Origin of the sequence: Chromohalobacter beijerinckii (assembly GCF_023061185.1) — a bacterium.
Lineage (GTDB): Bacteria > Pseudomonadota > Gammaproteobacteria > Pseudomonadales > Halomonadaceae > Chromohalobacter > Chromohalobacter beijerinckii.
In genome coordinates this window covers 154,540-171,676 of sequence record NZ_JAKGAK010000001.1, presented here as the reverse complement: position 1 = coordinate 171,676, position 17,137 = coordinate 154,540, and the positions used below count along the sequence as shown (strand labels likewise).

Here is a 17,137-nt window from a genome sequence, read left to right as displayed (position 1 = left end):
CGAGTTACGCGATAAGGAGGACAAGAGGTGACGCCGCCGCGTCGCCTGGACGGCGTGAATGCAACGGTCGCCACTGGCGAAGCCCTCCGCATCAGCCAGTGCTGAGAACCAGGCCGGTCTCCGGACTGACGCGCTGGCGGCGGAAAAGATCCGACACCGGGCGGAAACGCCTTCCCACTCGAACTGACGAAAGAGCAGTGGCGGTCGCGTGCGCGGCTGGCAGCGACGATTTCCGACGTGGCGCGATTACCGTTGCGGGGGCAGTACGGGACTTTCACCCGTTTCCCGAGCACCTGGGTCTCGACGGGCGGGGATTCTGCTTGGCGGTTCCGGGGAAGTCAAACGCCGGTCGCGGTGGGCGCGACCGGCATGCAAAGAGACGAAATCTCTCAAAGAGAGAGGAACACGCCGGCCAATGTCGCGCTCATCAGGTTGGAGAGCGTGCCGGCGGCCACAGCCTTGAGCCCCAGCCGAGCGATATCGCTGCGTCGACTGGGCGCCATCATGCCGAGACCGCCCATCAGGATGGCAATGGAGGCGAGATTGGCAAAACCGCACAGCGCAAAAGTGACGATGGCCCGAGCATGCGCGCTCAGTGCTTGCGGATCGGCGGCGAGGTTGGCGAAGGCGACGAATTCGTTGAGCACCAGTTTCTGGCCCAGGAAGCTGCCGGCATGGATCGCCTCTTCCCAGGGGACGCCGATCAAGAACGCCAAGGGCGCGAACAGATAACCGAGTAGCAGTTCCAGGGTCAGATCCGGGTAACCCAACCAGCCGCCGATGCCACCCAGAATCTGGTTGCCTAGCGCGATCAGGGCGATGAAGGCCAGCAGCATGCCGCCCACGTTGAGGGCTAGCTGGACACCGGAGGCGGCACCGTTGGCCGCCGCCTCGATGACGTTGGCGGGGGCCTCGTCGTCTTCGCCGTCGATGACGTCTTCCAACGGCTGAGACGGCGGCTCGGTTTCAGGCACGATGAGTTTGGCCATCAGCAGCCCGCCCGGTGCCGCCATGAACGAGGCGGCCAGCAGATATTCCAGGGAGATGCCCATCGCGGCGTAACCGCCGAGCACGCTTCCGGCCACCGAGGCCAGGCCACCGACCATCACCGCGAAGAGCTCGGAGCGCGTCATTCGCGACAAGAAGGGGCGCACGGCCATCGGCGCTTCGGTTTGCCCGACGAAGATATTGGCGGCGGCGGAAAGCGATTCGGTACGCGAGGTGCCCAGCAGCTTCTGCAGCGCGCCGCCCATCAGCTTGATCACCCAGCGCATGATGCCCAGGTAATAAAGCACGGCGACCAGTGAAGAAAAGAACACGATGATGGGCAATACGCGCAGGGCGAAGACGAAACCGCCGTCACCGAAGACGTCGAACATGGTGTCGCTGACCAGGCCGCCAAAGACGAAGTCCATACCCGCTTGGGCACTGTCGATGACCGACTGTACGGCGTTGGTGAGCCCCAGCAGGACGTCTTGGCCGAAAGGGATGGCGAGCACGAACAGGCCAAGACCGGCTTGGATGGCAAGCGCCCCGGCGACGGTGCGCAGACGAATGGCCCGACGGTTTTCGGACAAGGCGAGGGCGATCAGCAGGACGACCACCACGCCGACGAGCCCCATGAGGGTTTGCATCGAATACTCCTGAATTACATGCGGTCTGGGTTACGAGTAGTGCGGCCATGATGCCGATACGCCGCCTTCACGAGGGACGTCGAAGGCGCGCTGGGGTGGGGTGGCACGCGAGAGGCGACCGTCGGGTCGCCTCAAAGGGTGCGTACTTTATCAGGATCGCTGGCCGATGTGAGGGGCAATGTATGCCAGGGGCGGTCGCCTAGCCGATTATTGGCTTTCGGGTTCATGCAGAACCAGCTCGACACGACGATTCGCCGCACGCCCCTCGGGCGTGGCGTTGCTTTTCAGCGGGTGTGTGTCGGCATATCCCACCGCGCGTAGCTCATCGCTATCGAGCCCTTCCTCGACCAGGAACCGCAAGACGGCAGTGGCACGCGCCGTCGAGAGTTCCCAGTTGGAGGGGAAGCGGTCGGTGGCAATGGGCCGACTATCCGTATGGCCCTCGATGGTGATATCGCCCTCGTATTGTTGTAGCGAGTCCAGCAACTGGCGCAGTACCTCGCGTCCGTCGTCGGTGAGGCCAGCGCGGCTGCTGGAAAACAGCAAACGATTCTCGATTCGGAAGTTCAGCGTTTGGGCGCTTTGTGTCACTACCACACCATCGATCAAGGGCTTGAGCGTACTCGTCAGCTGGCGCACACGACGGGTATCGCGTGAAGCCTCGACACCGGTCATAACGGCCTTGGCGGGATCCGGGTTGACCATGATCACGCGTGGAGGCCGCGGCGCCATCGGTGGTGGCGTATAGAAAGCGGTGTCGCGCGGCGGAACGTAGCGTTTGCTCGAACGCGGTGGGGTGTAGAAATTCGGTGACCACGCGGGCGCTTGCAGCGTGGGTACGCCCAGAGCCGGAAAGGCGAGTGCCTTGTCGCTGGCGGTGCTGTCGTCGTTTCCGGTGAGTGCCAATAGCAGCACGAACAAGGTGATCAGCAGGGTGAGCATGTCGAGATAGCTCATCAGCCAGCCGCCGCCTTCATCGCCCGCGTGATTTACGGGGGCGATCAGTGTGTCGCCGGCATCGATGGCGTAGCGATGCGTCGCACGGCTCATGCCACCGTTTCCTCCTCACGTGACTGCTTGGACGTACGAGGTGTCGGTTCGCGGATCTCGTCCTGGTGCTCGGCCATGAAGGAATTCAGCGTGTCCTCGACGAACGACGGCAAGCGGCGCTTGGCAATCAGCATCACCCCTTCCATGACCATGTGCATTTCGATCAGACGTTCCTCGGTGCGACGTTCCAGTTTCACTGCAATCGGTTTGAAGAGCAGGTTGGCGAGCAGAATGCCGTAAAACGTCGACATCAGGGCGATAGCGAGACGCGGGCCGATGATCGTCAGGTCGCCGCCGTCGATCACTTCGAGCATGTTGATCAGGCCGATCAAGGTGCCCAGCATGCCGAACGCTGGGGCATAGGTCGCCATGGTGCGAAAGATCTGTGACTCGGCGTATTCACGCGCTCGCATGCGCGCGATGCGCCAACGCAGAACGTCGTGAATCTCGTCATCCTGGGTATTGGCGATAACCAGCGATACCCCGGTGCGCAGGAAGGGATTGCGCGTGTCTTCGAGCTCGGCTTCGATTGCACGAATGTTGCCACGAAACCAGTGCCGGGCCATGGATACCAGCGTCTGGATGTCATCGTCTATACGGCTGTTCTCACGACGGAAGACGAGCCCCACAAGGCGCGAGACGCGCACTACCTCACGCATGGGATAGCTAATGAACGTGGCGGCCAGCGTGCCGGTGATGACGATGGCGAGGCCAGGGAAATTGAAAAAGCTGCTGGGCGTTTGCGCGGTAAAGAGCACGACGGTGGCGAGCAGCAGCACACTGGCGGCGATGCCGATCAGAGTCGACGGGTTCATGGGCGTTGTCCGATGCAGGAGCAGCATGAAAGCGATAAAGAATGTGGCCAAGGACCACCATGCTGCATGATACGCGCGGCTGGGACGGGCAAAGCGTGTATTTGCCGCGTGCTTTGTGCGCTTTTCAACGACTAGAGGACGGTTAGGACAAGGCGTTCGTGAAACACGTTGGGTCGTCACTGATCACGGCGTCGACGCCCCATGCCCAGCGGGGCAGAAAAACCTCTGGGTCGTTGGCGGTATAGCACAGCAGGTGCAGACCGGCGGCGCGTACGGCGCTGGCGCCAGCGGGTTTCAGCTTGCGCCAGTCGAGATGGATGCTATATGCCAGGAGAGTTTCGGCATCCGCGCGCCAGTCTTTGGGAAGCTTGTCGTAGAGCAGCCCCAGGCGTAGCCGGTTCGGGTCAGCCTCGATGTCGCGTGCGGTGCGCAGTGCGTCTCGGTCGAACGACGATATCAGCAGTCGCGAAGGCGGAAGCGCGGCCAACAGACGCGGAACGACGGCCTTGGCCAGGGCAGCGGGGCTATGCCGATAGCTGACCTTGAGTTCGAGGTTGATCCCCATGTCACATTCGACGATCAGTGCCAGCATCTCGTCGAGCGTCGCCATGCGCTCGTGGCGAAACGACGGGCTGAACCAACTGCCCACGTCCAGCTGGTGCGCCTGTGCGAGATCGAGATGCCGCAATTTGCCGCGTCCGTTGGAACAGCGTCGTACACCGGCGTCGTGCCAGATCACCGGGGTGCTATCGCCGAGTTGCTGAACGTCGAGCTCTACCCAACGGCAACCGGCCGCGTGGGCGGCGCGTACTGCGGCCAGGGTATTCTCGGGGGCATGCGCGGAAAGCCCACGATGCGCGATGACGCGGGGTAGCACGAGGCCTGTCTCGCTGATCGGCGAGGCGTGTGCCGCGCGCTGGGTGGTGGTTGTCGGCAGCAAGGTAGTACCGCTTGAAGAAAGTGGCATATAAACGAACTCGCGAATGGCCGATGGGCATTATGGCATGTCGTACCGGTATTGGTTCAGTGGTCGGAGGCATGCCGTTCACGTTGGTATTGCCACCTAGATTGAGACACCTTTTTGACAGAATCATGACCGTGTCGCCATGGGGCGGCGTTCGGGAATATGCTAATCTGCGCGCCTTGTTTCGAGATCAGTCGTCTGGCGCTTTGGCCGACAGACGGCACCCCGACCGGCAGAGAGACCGATGAAAATCATTCATGTTAAGAATCCGGAAAGCCGCGAGGCGTGCCTCGCACAGCTGTGCGCCAATGTGTATGGCCAAAATGCCGGGCTCGATCCCCTGGTGACTTTCACTGGCACGTTGGGGGTGTTGTTCGAGCAGGACGCGGCGCGCATTTTCGTCTTGGCCGACGAGCAACAGACGATTCTCGCCATGTTGCTGCTGGTCTCGGATATTGAAGGCCAGGGTATGGAAGTGACATTACTCTCGACCCCGGAAACCGGGGGCGATGAAGAGCATGTCAAACGCCTGGTCAGGGAAATGGCTACGCGTGCGCCCTTGCGTGTGCAAGCCCCCGATGATGCCAGTGAAGCCTTCTTTCGCGACTGCGGCATTACCCAATGGCTGGACATGCCGGATGGCGTACGCCTGGGCCTGGGGGCGCGTCATGAGAAAGTGACACCCGATGCCTTGACGAAACCGCTGCGTTTCAATGCCGAGGGAGTTGTGCAGACCTTCAAGCGCGAGCCTGAGACTTTCGAGTCGTACAAGGCGCGTTTCATCGCAGGTCTGGAGCGTTTCGACGGTCGAGTATGACGATGCCCGCCGGTGACGATGCCGTGCGACTTTAGTGGCAATACGCTGCTTCGGCTGCCTTCCAGAGGGGAGACAGCTTGACCCGGCGAGCGTTCGGCGCTTGGATGAAAGCCCAGATTCGTTAGCTTCATAAGGAAGGATATATGGCCAAGCGTATTCAATTTGCTCGTACCGGTGGACCCGAGGTCCTGGAATATGTCGACGTTACCCCCGCCGATCCCGGCCCGGGCGAGGTGCGCGTGCGCAATCGCGCTGTGGGATTGAACTTCATCGACATCTATTTTCGTACCGGGCTTTATCCTGCGCCGAGCCTGCCATCCGGCTTGGGCACCGAAGGGGCTGGAGAAATCGACGCGGTCGGCGAGGGCGTGAAAGGCTTCGCCCCGGGCGATCGTGTCGCCTATGCCCAAGGGGCGCTAGGCGCCTACGCTGAGCTGCACGTGTTGCCGGCGGAGAAGGTCGTGGCGTTGCCTGAGGCTATCAGCTTCGAGACCGCAGCGGCGGCCATGCTCAAGGGACTGACGGTGCAATATCTGCTGCGTCAGACATACCGGATAAAAGAAGGCGAGACGATTCTGTTCCATGCCGCGGCGGGCGGTGTTGGCTCGATCGCCTGCCAATGGGCGAAGGCGCTGGGCGTCAAATTGATCGGCACCGTCAGTTCGCCCGAGAAAGCCGAGTTGGCCAAGCGCAACGGCGCCTGGGCGACCATCGACTACACTCGAGAAAACGTCGTCGAGCGCGTGCGCGAGCTGACCGGTGGCGAGATGGTGCCGGTAGTGTATGACTCGGTGGGCAAGGATACTTGGGAAATCTCACTGGATTGTCTGCAAAAACGCGGCCTGATGGTGAGCTTCGGCAATGCTTCCGGCCCGGTCGAAGGCGTCAACATCGGCATCCTCAATCAGAAGGGCGCTTTGTTCGCGACGCGTCCCAGCCTCAACGGTTATGCCGACACGCGTGAGCGCTTCGAGGCCATGGCCGAGGAGCTGTTCGAGATGATCGCCAGCGGCAAGGTCGCTATCGATGTCGCCAACCGCTACCCCTTGAGTGATGCTGCCCAGGCACAGGAAGCCCTGGCGGCGCGCAAGACCACCGGTTCGACGGTACTGCTGCCCTGATGTGGCGTCGTGTATCTCGGCTGGTGGCGGTCGCGGGCTGGGTGATTGCCGTGGTGGCGTTGGCGGGATGCGCCACCGACGGTGGCGAAACGCCTGGCGCGACCTCGGAGCATGGCCAGGCCAGCTATTATCATGATCGCTATCAGGGGCAGCGTACGGCCAGCGGCGAGCTCTATGATGCTGAGGCGTTGACCGCCGCGCATCGCAAGCTGCCGTTCGATACCCGTGTGCGTGTCACCAACTTGGATAACGGGCGCCACGTGACGGTGCGCATCAACGACCGAGGCCCCTTTACTGAGGGGCGAGTCATCGATCTTTCGCGTCGTGCAGCCGGGCGTCTTGGCATCATCAAGGCTGGCACGGCGCCGGTACGCGTGACGCCGTTGCCATAAGAGCCATTTCGCGCGACCGTGCCGAGCTGCGGTCGCGCGCTCTTCATGCTGTGTCGTGCCACACCACACTTTCCTTGTCGAGCGCGAAGGCATCGAAGGCAAAGTCGTCAACGCTTAGCATTTCCAGCACCTCGCGCTCGAAACGCCGCATGAAGATGGCGTCGTCTTCGTCGATCAGGCCGGCTTCCCAGGCGGCTTCCACGCGCTGCTCGGGATGCAGTGCCTCGGCGGGTAGCTCACCCTTACCATACGCTTTGGCGATGCGCCGATAGAGCGGCTCGGCACGCTCACTGTCGGCGAGCAGGGCATTGTAGCGGGCCAGGGGGTTGTCCTTTTGCCCGGCGTCCTGTGTATTCCACGTGTTTTCAATCAGCTTGTGACGCAAGGCGCTGTCGGTGGAGACGGCGTGGGCAATATCGCGCGTGAAGCGGTCGTGAGGCTTGTGCCAACGCCGTCCCAGCGGCATCGCGATGCCCGATAGTGTCGTCGCCAAGGCCCGGTTGGGCAGATTGTCGAACAATTCGATGAAGGCTTGCTCGGCGCGGTGGAGCAGCGTGCGGCAGCTGTAATGCAAAAGCGTCGCCTCATGCTCGACATTGTCCGACTCGTGCCACTGCTTGAGCAGCATCGAGGTTAGATACAGGTTGGAAAGTACGTCGCCGAGGCGCGCCGAGAGCATTTCACGCTTCTTGAGGCCTGAGCCGAGACTCGCCATGGCGGCATCGGCGCAGAGCCCAAAGGCCGCGGACAGACGCGCAACTTCCTGCGCGTAAGGGGCGGCGATCTCGTCGAAAGGCACGCTTGGCTTGCCGATTCCCAGGCCCAGGGTAAAGGCCCGCGCGGCATTGCCGAATACCATGCCGGCATGGCGGAAGATAGCCTTGTCAAAGGCGGGGAGGTCATCGTTGTCCTTGGCGGCCAGCTCATCGAGGACGTAGGGATGGCAGCGAATCGCGCCTTGGCCGAAGATCATCAGGTTGCGCGTCATGATATTGGCGCCTTCCACGGTGATCGACACCGGGTTGGCGGCATAGGCGATGCCCAGATAGTTGCGCGGCCCTAACGTGACGGTGCGGCCGCCGTGCACATCCATGGCATCGGCGAGCATATTGCGTTGGAATTCGGTCAACTGGCTCTTGAGGATGGCCGAGGGCACTGCCGGCTTGACGCCGTGGTCGATGGTGTTGGCGGTCTGCATGACCGCTGCCTGGGCGATATAGGCATGCGCGGCGATGCGCGCCAGTGGCTCCTGGACGCCTTCCATCTCGGCGACGGGCAGGTTGAATTGACGGCGGATGCGGGTATAGCCGCCAGCCCAACCCAGCGCGTAGCGGCCGATGCCCGAAGCACCGGAGGGCAGGGTAATGCAGCGCCCCACGGACAGGCATTCGACCAGCATGCGCCAGCCCTGGCCTGCCATCTCGGTGCCGCCGATGATCCAGTCGAGGGGGATGAAAACGTCTTGACCGCGAATCGGGCCGTTCATGAACGGGCTGCCGATGGGGTGGTGGCGGCGGCCGATCTCCATGCCTTGTGTATTGCGAGGAATCAGCGCGCAGGTGATGCCAAGGTCTTCGGTATCGCCGAGCAGGCCATCGGGGTCAAACATGCGAAACGCCAAGCCGACCACTGTGGCGATGGGCGCCAGGGTGATCCAGCGTTTCTCGAAGGTGAGCTTGAGCCCGAGAACGTCCTCACCGTTGTGTTTGCCTCGGCAGACGACACCGACATCCGGGAGCGAGGTGGCATCGCTGCCCGCACGCGGTCCTGTGAGCCCGAAGCAGGGGATCTCGCGACCATCGGCCAAGCGCGGCAAGTAATGGTCTTTCTGTTCCTCGGTGCCGTATTTGAGCAGCAGCTCGCCGGGGCCCAGAGAATTGGGCACGCCAACCGTGACCATCAGCGTCTCGTTGACGGCCAGTTTTTGCAGCACGGCCGATTGCGCCTTGGCAGAGAACTCCAGCCCGCCATAGCGCTTGGGGATGATCATGCCGAAGAAACCTTCGCGCTTGAGGTAGTCCCACAGTTCGGGCGGCAGGTCGGCACGCGTACGAGCGATCTCCCAGGCGTTGCACATGCCGGCAGCCACGGAGCATTGATTGTCGACGAAAGCCTGCTCTTCCTCGCTCAGTTGCGTGGTACCGAAATCCAGCAGCCGCTGCCATTGGGGGCGGCCTGAGAAGAGCTCGCCATCCCAGGCCACACTGCCCGCTTCGAGGGCGATACGCTCGGTCTCGGAGACCTTGGGCGCCGATTTCTTGAAGGCCGTGAACAGGCGCGGGGTCAGCCAGCGCCGACGCAATATGGGTAGCCCACAGGCCGCCACGGCCAGGGCGCCGAGCCACAGCAGCACGCCCACTGTCACTGCGCCGAAGACGATACCGAGGGCGCCGAGGATCAATAAGAGCCCTAACGCCGGCAAGGCACCTGCCTCCCGACGCATGATCCAGACTAGGCCTGCCAGCGCCACGACGATGAGCAACAGTTCCAACATGTGGACTCTCCCTGGATGATTTCTAACGCTTGTTTGAATTCAGCCTAGCGTACTCGTGTCGCCACGACTAGTCATCCATGGTGGAAGCCGTCATTCAGGAGGGAGCTCGTCATTCAAGATTGGTGAGAACCCCCGCGCCGCACGTGGCGGCAAGTGCGGCGCGGGGCAGTGCGGTCAGGTCGTTGATGTCGAGCGCTGCGACGCGTTGTCGAGTCGGCCCGGACGCAGTCGGCGATGTAGCCGATCGAGGTAGAGATAGACCACTGGCGTGGTGTAGAGCGTCAAGAGCTGGCTCAGGATCAGGCCGCCGATGATGGTGATGCCCAACGGTGCGCGCAATGCGGCGTTTTCATCGGTGCCCAGCAGTAGCGGAATCGCGCCGAGAATGGCGGCCAGCGTGGTCATCATGATCGGACGAAAGCGTACGACTGCCGCTTCGCGTATGGCCTCGAGCGCGCTCAGGCCGCGTTCACGCTCGGCACTGACGGCGAAGTCGACCAGCATGATGGCATTTTTCTTGACCACGCCGATCAGCAGGATGATGCCGATCAGGGCGATGAGTGTGAACGGCGTATCGAGCAGCATCAGCGCCAGCAGGGCGCCGACCCCCGCCGAGGGGAGCGTCGACAGAATCGTCAGCGGATGAATGTAGCTTTCGTAAAGAATCCCCAGCACCAGATAGACCGTCACCAGCGCGGCCAGGATCAGCCACGGCATGGCTTGCATGCCGCTCTGGAAAGCGCCCGCGCTGCCCTCGAAATCCACCTGCACGGCGGTGGGCAAGCGCAGGTCGTCCACCGTCCGACGGATGCGCTGGGTGGCATCGCCTAGCGTGACGCCGTCTTCGAGATTGAACGATACCGTGGTGGAGGCGAACTGTCCCTGATGATTGACGCTCACCGGTGTGGTGGTTTCTTCGAGATGACTGAACGCCGAGACGGGAATCGCGTCGCCTTCGTCGTTGACGACGTGAAGCCGTGAAATGGCTTCCGGCGTGCTGCGATGTTCGCTGTCCACTTCGAGGATGACGTAGCGTTGGTTGTCGGCATCGTAAAGGCTGGTGATGCTGCTTTGCGCGAAGGCGTTACCGAGCAGCGTGTCCACGTCTTGCATGCCGACGCCGAGGCGCTTGGCGGTATCGCGGTCGACGTTGAGCTCCACGGCCTGGCCCTCGCCCCGGCTATCGCTGTCGACGCCGGTCAGCCCGTCGACATCCTGCATGGCGTCACTGACGCGCTGCGACCAGGTATCGAGCAGCGCGAGATCGTCGCTCTTGAGGGTGATTTCGTATTGCGTGCCGGTATTCTCTCGGCCACCGATACGGATGTCCTGCAACGCCATCATCGAGGTGTTGACGCCGGGAATATCGCCCATCGACGCGCCCAAGCGGTTGCCAATGGCTTGTGTGCCCGCCTCGCGCTGGTCTTCCTCGAGGGTGACGAACAAGGTCGCCGAGGCGCCCCCGCCACGGCCGCCCATGAAACCCAGCACACTATGTACTTCGGGCGCGCGAGCTAGACGCTCGCGAATGGTGCGTAACTTGGTCGACATGGCATCGAACGACAGGCTCTGATCCCCACGCACGAAACCGATCAGTCGCCCGGTGTCCTGCTCGGGAATGAAGCCCTTGTCAACGGCGACGTAAAGGTAACCGTTGAGCACGATCACGCCGACCAATGAGAGCAGCGTCAAGCGCCGGTGACGCAGGGCAATATCCAGGCTGCGCGAATACAGGCGCTGGCATCCCTGGCCGAAAGCGAGCAGAGCCGCTTCCCAGCGCGGTGGGCGGCGCTTGCGTCCCGGACGTAACCAGCGTGCACAGAGCATCGGCGTCAGGGTCAACGAGACCACCAGCGAGACTAGCACCGCGAGTGACAACGTCATCGCAAATTCAAAGAACATGCGTCCGATGAAACCACCCATGAAGAGCAGCGGCAGGAAGACCGCCACTAGGGATACGCTCATCGAGGTCACCGTGAAGCCCACTTCGCGCGCGCCCTGTAGAGCGGCTTGCCGGGGTGGCATGCCTTGCTCGATATGCCGCGCGATGTTCTCGACCACCACGATGGCGTCGTCGACGAGAAAGCCGATCGATACGATCAGCGCCATCAATGACAGCGTGTCGAGCGAAAAGCCCATGACGTGCATCATCGCGAAGGTGCCGATCAGTGATACGGGAATCGCCAGGCTGGGAATCAGCGTAGCGCGAGCGTTGCGCAGAAACAGGAATACCACCAGCACCACCAGCGCGATTGCTAGCATCAGCGTGAGCTGTGTCTCATGTAAGGAGGCGCGTATGCCAGGGGCACGGTCGAGCTGTACGCTGAGCGCGGCACTTTGTGGCAACTGGCTTTCGATGGACGCCATACGCTCGCGGATGCCGGCGATGGTGTCGATGACATTGGCGCCGCTGCTGGCGCTAATGACCAGCAGCACGGCCGGTTGCTCGTTCTGAAAGCCCACGTTGTAGCGGTCTTCCACGCCGTTTTCGATATCGGCGACATCGCTCAAGTGCATCACTGCACCGTCCTCGCCACGCGCCACGATGAGGTCTTCGAAAGCCTCGGCTTGCATCAACTGCGAGTCGGTGTCGACTTCCCAGCGTGCCGTGGGGGAGGCCACGAAGCCGGTGGGCGTGCTGGTCGTGGCGCTGCGGATAGCACTGGCCACGGCCGTCAGCGATACGCCCGCATGCTCGAGCCGACGCGGATCGAGTGACACGCGTACCGCCGGGGAGGAGCTACCGCCGACATTGACGTCGCCGACCCCGGGCACTTGCAGGATCGGTGGTGCGATGCGTTCGTCGGCGAGCTGGTAAAGCTCGCTGGTGGGCAGCGTGGCGGAGGTGACCGAGAGAATCATGATCGGCGCCGCTGCCGGGTTCATCTTGCGATAGCTGGGGCGACTGGTCATGGCGCTGGGCAGCAATGGTTGGGCATCGTTGATCGCGGCTTGCACCTCACGCGCGGCGTCGTCGATATCCTTGTCGAGAGCGAACTGGACGGTGATGCGTGTCGAGCCGTCCGAGCTGCTCGAGGTCATCTGCGAGATACCGGATATGCTCCCCAACGAGCGTTCCAGCGGCGTGGCCACGGTGGAGGCCATGGTCTCAGGGTTGGCGCCGGACAGGTTGGCGTTGACCACGATGGTGGGAAACGACACGTTGGGCAGCGGTGCCACGGGCAGGCGCTGGTAGGCCAGCAGCCCGAGCAGCACGACCCCCAACGCCAACAGCGCGGTACCTACCGGACGGCGCACGAAGGGGCTGGAGACGCTCACGCGTCCACCTCGGTGTCATGCGCATTGCCACGCCGGCGCCAGCGTTCGGCCAGTCGGTCGAAGAACAGATAGATCACCGGCGTGGTGAAGAGCGTCAGCAATTGGCTGAGCAACAGGCCGCCGACCATGGTCATGCCCAACGGGCGGCGCAGCTCGGCGCCATAACCGCTGGCGAGCATCAATGGCAGCGCCCCGAGCAGGGCGGCGAAGGTGGTCATCATGATCGGCCGAAAGCGAAGCAGCGCGGCACTGTGAATCGCTCGATACGCCGACATGCCCTGTTCCCGCTGCGCCTCGAGGGCGAAGTCGATCATCATGATGGCATTCTTCTTGACGATGCCGATCAGCAGGATGATGCCGATGATGGCCACCATGCCCAGGGCGTTGTTACTGAGCATCAGTGCCAGCAAGGCACCGATGGCCGCCGATGGCAGGGTCGAGAGAATCGTCAGCGGATGGATGTAGCTCTCGTAGAGCACGCCTAGCACGATGTACATGGTGATGACGGCGGCGGCGATCAGCCACAGCGTATCGCGCGTTGAGGTAGTGAACGCCAGCGCGGTACCCCGGAAATCGAGCTGCGTATCGGCGCTGAGCACGTTATCGCGGGCCGTTTCCACGGCATCGAAGGCATCCGACAGCGAATAGCCGGGCGCGGCAGCGAACGACATCAACGCCGAGGGGAACTGGTTGAGGCGTTGATGCGACAATGCGGTGGGAGCTTCCTCCATGCTCACCAGGCTCGACAGAGGCACCATGGCGTCGTCGCTACCACTGACATACAACCGGGAAAGGGCCTCGGGGCCGGCATCGTCACCATGCGTCGCGCCCAGCACCACACGATACTGGTTGGATTGGGTAAAAATCGTCGAGATCAGGCGTTGGCCATAGGCATCGTAGAGGGCGTCGTCGATGTCGGCGACCGAGATGCCGAGTCGACTGACGCGATCGCGATCGATACTGACCTCGAGCTTGCGTCCCGCGTTCTGAAGGTCGGTGGCGATATGCGCGATGGCCGGTGCATCCTCGAGACGCTCGGTCATCGCCGAGACATCTTGTGCCAATTGGTCGCGATCGCCCTGAGTCAAGGCGAACTGGTAGGGATACTGGCTGACGGTGTCTTCTAGTGTCAGATCCTGCACCGGCGTCAGTGCCAGGTCGATGCCGGGGATATCGGCGGCGGCATCGAGCAGCCGCGAGACGATGGCGTCCAGATCGGCGTCGCGCGCGTCCAGATCGGCCAGGTCGATTTGCAGTCGGCCGCTATTGAGTGTGGTGTTGGTGCCGTCGATACCGATGCTTGAGGCGATATTGGCCACGGCGGGATCGCTCATCAAACGTTCGGCAAGATCCTGCTGACGCGCCGACATGGCACGATAGGATGTCGTCTGCGTGGCCGTGGTGATGCCGCGCAAGGTGCCGGTATCCTGAATCGGGAACAACTGCTTGGGCGTCATCCAGAACAGTATGGCGGTCAGCACGAAGGTGCCCAGCGCTATCCATAGTGTCGTCGTCTGATACTTGAGTACCGTATCCAGGGCGCGTTCGTAGCCGCGTGTGAGGCGCCCGAAGAGACCCTGGCGGCCGCGTACCATGGCTTCGTCGTCGAGGGTGTGAGTTTCGCCATCGGTTTCGTCGGTGCGACGTCGCAGCCAGCGCGCGCAAAGCATCGGTGTCAGGGTCAGGGAGACGAACGCCGAGATGACGATAGAAATCGCCAGTGTCATGGCGAACTCACGAAACAGCACACCGACCACCCCGCCCATGAAGAGCAACGGGATCAGTACCGCCAGTAATGAAACCGTCAGCGAGAGGATGGTGAACGCGATCTGGCGCGATCCCTTGAGCGCTGCCTGCAGGGGCGTTTCGCCGCGCTCCAGGTAACGCGTGATGTTCTCGAGCACCACGATGGCGTCGTCGATGACGAAACCGGTGGCGATAGTCAGTGCCATCAAGGTGAGGTTGTTGAGGCTGAAACCGGCCAGGTACATGGCGCCGAAGGTGCCGACCAGTGACAGCGGCACGGCGAGACTAGGGATCAGCGTTGCCGGCAGGTTACGCAGGAACAGGAAGGTGACCATGATCACCAGTGCGATGGCGAGGACCAGCTCGAATTGCACATCCTCGACGGCGGCGCGGATCGTGGTGGTGCGATCACTCAAGATGTCCACGTCGACGCTACCTGGAAGGCTCTCCGATAACGCCGGCAAGCGACGCTCGATATCGTCGACCACGCCGACCACGTTGGCGCCGGGCTGGCGCAGGACATCCACCAGGATTGTCCCTTCGCCATTGGCCCAGGCCCCCAGTTGCGCGTTTTCCGCGCCGTCGTCGATGCTGGCCACATCGCTCAACCGCAAGGGTGCGCCATTCTCGTACTTGAGGATGAGGTCGCGATAGCCCGCAGCGGAGGTCAACTGGTCGTTGGCCTCGATGCTATAGGCGCGGTAGGGACCATAAATGGTGCCCTTGGCCTGATTGACGTTGGCGCTTTCCACGGCGCTGCGCACGCTGGAAAGATCGAGCCCGTGTGCGGCGAGCTGGCGCGAGTCGACATCGATTCGCACCGCAGGGCGATTGCCGCCGGACAGACGCACTTCGCCGACACCGCTGATCTGGGCAAGTTTTTGCGCTAGGCGGGTATCGACCAGATCATGAACCTCGGTCAACGGCAAGTTGTCGGAGGTCACGGCCAGGGTCAGTACTGGCGTATCGGCGGGGTTGACCTTGCTGTAGCTCGGCGGACGAGGTAGGTCGTTGGGCAGCAGGGTCTCTGCCTGGTTGAGAGCGGCCTGCACTTCCTGTTCGGCGACGCCCAGGTCGCCATCGAGGCCGAAACGCAGCGTGATTAGCGATGCGCCCCCGGTACTGGTCGAGCTCATGTCCTCGAGGCCGGCGATTTCTCCCAGTTCGTCTTCCAGCGGGGCGGTGACGTGGGAAAGCATGACATCCGGCCCCGCGCCGGGGTACAGCGTGGTGACCTGAATGGTGGGGAAGTCGACCTCGGGCAATGATGAAATGCTGAGCAGCCGGTAGGTAAACGCGCCCGTGATAAGGATGGCCAGCATCACCAGAGAGGTGGCGACCGGACGTAGGATGAACAGCCGCGATGGATTCATGAAGCGTCTCGCGACGTCTGTGTGTCGGCGTCATCGTCAGCCGTCGAAGAGGCGCTGGCTTCTCCCGGTAGGGCGTTGCTGACGACACGTACCTTGGCACCGTCACGCAGACTATCGACGCCATCCACGACCACGCGTTCGCCCGCCGAGACGCCGCTGGCTAGGGCGCTACGATGATCTTCGCTGGCGCTGACGTCGACATCGTGTCGAGTCACCGTATCGTCGTCGCCGACGACATACACGAAAAGGCCGTCCTGGCCGGTCTGAACGGCGGGCGCGGGGACGATGACGCGATCATGCAGCGTGTTGACCGTCAGGCGTACGTCGACGAAGGCGCTGGGGTAGAGGCGGTCCGTCGGGTTATCGAAGCGCGCGCGGAGTCGCACGGTACCGGTGGCGGTGTCGATCTGGCTGTCGATGCTGGTGAGGCGCCCTTCGAGGCGTTCGTCGCCCACCGTGGTCGCCGAAACGCTGGGCGCGTCTCCTGACGCAAGTTGCTCGCGCAATGTCGATACGTATTGGCTGGGCAATGAGAAGACCACCGAGATCGGGTCGAGCTGGGTGAGCGTGGCAATGGGATCGTCGTCGCCACTGCTGACCAGGTTGCCGGGATCGACGTTGCGGATGCCGATGATGCCGGCGTTGGGCGCAGTGATGTCGGTATAGTCCAACTGAACCTGGGCGCTATCGATATCGGCTCGGTCGCTGGATACTGCACCTTCGTACTGGCGGACTAGCTGGCGCTGCTGTTCGAGTTCCTGACGGGAGATCGATTGGCTCTGAGCCAGTGACTCGTAGCGCTCGAGGTCCTCGCGTGCTGACTCCAGTTGTGCCTGATCCTGAACCAGTTGCCCCTGGGCGGCGGCGAGTTGCGCCTGATAGTCACGAGGGTCGATGGTGGCCAGAAGTTGCCCTTTCTCGACCTGCTCACCCTCCTCGAAATCCACCGTGAGCAGTTCGCCCTCGACACGCGAATACACGTCAATGCTCGATAGCGAGCGCACGGTACCCAGCGCGCCGACAGTAATCTCTAGATCGCCGCGCTGGGCCTCGATGGCGGCCACGGCCGTGCTTCTGTCGCCACTGGCATTGGCTGGCGCATCGCTTGATGGGTCGTCGGCTTGCCAGTTGGGGATCCACCACACTGCAAGGGCGATCAAGACGACGATGAGTAGTGCGATCCAGAGACGACGAGAGTGGGGCATGACGTGGCATTGATCCTTGTCAGAGACATTCCGCTGTGTGGTCGTGTTTGCGCTGGGGCGGACACGAGTCACCGGGTTATGAGGCGTATTGTAACGAGAGGTTCCCTTTTTATTCAGCGTTCCCTAGCGACGAATCGGTAAGGCGATCGTGAATATTCTACGGGGGCGATGGGCAAGAATTAAGGAAGGATAATGCAAAAACACCCGATGCGAGTGCATCGGGTGTTCGAGGCGGATGTCATATCGA

11 protein-coding genes and 1 riboswitch are annotated in these 17,137 nt (G+C 62.3%); of the genes, 3 read left to right on the top strand and 8 right to left on the bottom strand.

Annotated elements, in window-relative coordinates:
• Nucleotides 1-94 precede the first annotated feature (94 nt).
• A riboswitch (cobalamin riboswitch) is annotated at nt 95-312 on the bottom strand.
• Between the two features lie 77 nt (nt 313-389).
• The 4 genes from L1075_RS00755 to L1075_RS00740 all read right to left on the bottom strand — a co-directional run bounded on the left by L1075_RS00755 (nt 390) and on the right by L1075_RS00740 (nt 4,394).
• Nucleotides 390-1,634: a NupC/NupG family nucleoside CNT transporter gene (locus L1075_RS00755; protein ID WP_246894835.1), complete on the bottom strand. Its 1,245-nt coding sequence runs from the start codon at nt 1,632-1,634 to the stop codon at nt 390-392.
• A gap of 207 nt (nt 1,635-1,841) precedes the next feature.
• Nucleotides 1,842-2,684, bottom strand: a complete 843-nt coding sequence (locus L1075_RS00750; protein WP_040243788.1) for an OmpA/MotB family protein — start codon at nt 2,682-2,684, stop codon at nt 1,842-1,844.
• On the bottom strand, nt 2,681-3,499 hold the full coding sequence (locus tag L1075_RS00745) for a motility protein A (RefSeq protein ID WP_040243786.1): 819 nt from the start codon (nt 3,497-3,499) through the stop codon (nt 2,681-2,683). The genes L1075_RS00750 and L1075_RS00745 overlap by 4 nt, the downstream gene beginning before the upstream one ends.
• A gap of 142 nt (nt 3,500-3,641) precedes the next feature.
• Nucleotides 3,642-4,394 (bottom strand): glycerophosphodiester phosphodiesterase family protein, encoded by a 753-nt coding sequence (locus L1075_RS00740; RefSeq protein WP_246939496.1) that lies wholly within the window; start codon nt 4,392-4,394, stop codon nt 3,642-3,644.
• A gap of 313 nt (nt 4,395-4,707) precedes the next feature.
• On the opposite strand from L1075_RS00740, the gene L1075_RS00735 reads away from it, so the two are divergent.
• The 3 genes from L1075_RS00735 to L1075_RS00725 all read left to right on the top strand — a co-directional run bounded on the left by L1075_RS00735 (nt 4,708) and on the right by L1075_RS00725 (nt 6,793).
• Nucleotides 4,708-5,280: a hypothetical protein gene (locus L1075_RS00735; protein ID WP_040243784.1), complete on the top strand. Its 573-nt coding sequence runs from the start codon at nt 4,708-4,710 to the stop codon at nt 5,278-5,280.
• 143 nt (nt 5,281-5,423) lie between these two features.
• Nucleotides 5,424-6,401, top strand: coding sequence for an NADPH:quinone reductase (locus tag L1075_RS00730; RefSeq protein WP_040243783.1), 978 nt, complete (start codon nt 5,424-5,426; stop codon nt 6,399-6,401).
• Nucleotides 6,401-6,793, top strand: coding sequence for a septal ring lytic transglycosylase RlpA family protein (locus L1075_RS00725; protein WP_052445086.1), 393 nt, complete (start codon nt 6,401-6,403; stop codon nt 6,791-6,793). Before L1075_RS00730 ends, L1075_RS00725 begins: the two co-directional genes overlap by 1 nt.
• A gap of 43 nt (nt 6,794-6,836) precedes the next feature.
• Here the strand turns inward: L1075_RS00725 and L1075_RS00720 are convergent, their stop codons facing one another.
• The 4 genes from L1075_RS00720 to L1075_RS00705 all read right to left on the bottom strand — a co-directional run bounded on the left by L1075_RS00720 (nt 6,837) and on the right by L1075_RS00705 (nt 16,890).
• Nucleotides 6,837-9,287: an acyl-CoA dehydrogenase gene (locus L1075_RS00720; protein ID WP_246939154.1), complete on the bottom strand. Its 2,451-nt coding sequence runs from the start codon at nt 9,285-9,287 to the stop codon at nt 6,837-6,839.
• 174 nt (nt 9,288-9,461) lie between these two features.
• Nucleotides 9,462-12,566, bottom strand: a complete 3,105-nt coding sequence (locus L1075_RS00715) for an efflux RND transporter permease subunit (protein WP_246939151.1) — start codon at nt 12,564-12,566, stop codon at nt 9,462-9,464.
• Nucleotides 12,563-15,685: an efflux RND transporter permease subunit gene (locus L1075_RS00710; RefSeq protein WP_246939148.1), complete on the bottom strand. Its 3,123-nt coding sequence runs from the start codon at nt 15,683-15,685 to the stop codon at nt 12,563-12,565. The genes L1075_RS00715 and L1075_RS00710 overlap by 4 nt, the downstream gene beginning before the upstream one ends.
• Nucleotides 15,682-16,890 carry an efflux RND transporter periplasmic adaptor subunit gene (locus L1075_RS00705; protein ID WP_246939145.1) on the bottom strand — a complete coding sequence of 403 codons (1,209 nt, stop codon included), beginning with the start codon at nt 16,888-16,890 and terminating at the stop codon, nt 15,682-15,684. Before L1075_RS00705 ends, L1075_RS00710 begins: the two co-directional genes overlap by 4 nt.
• Nucleotides 16,891-17,137: the final 247 nt, after the last annotated feature.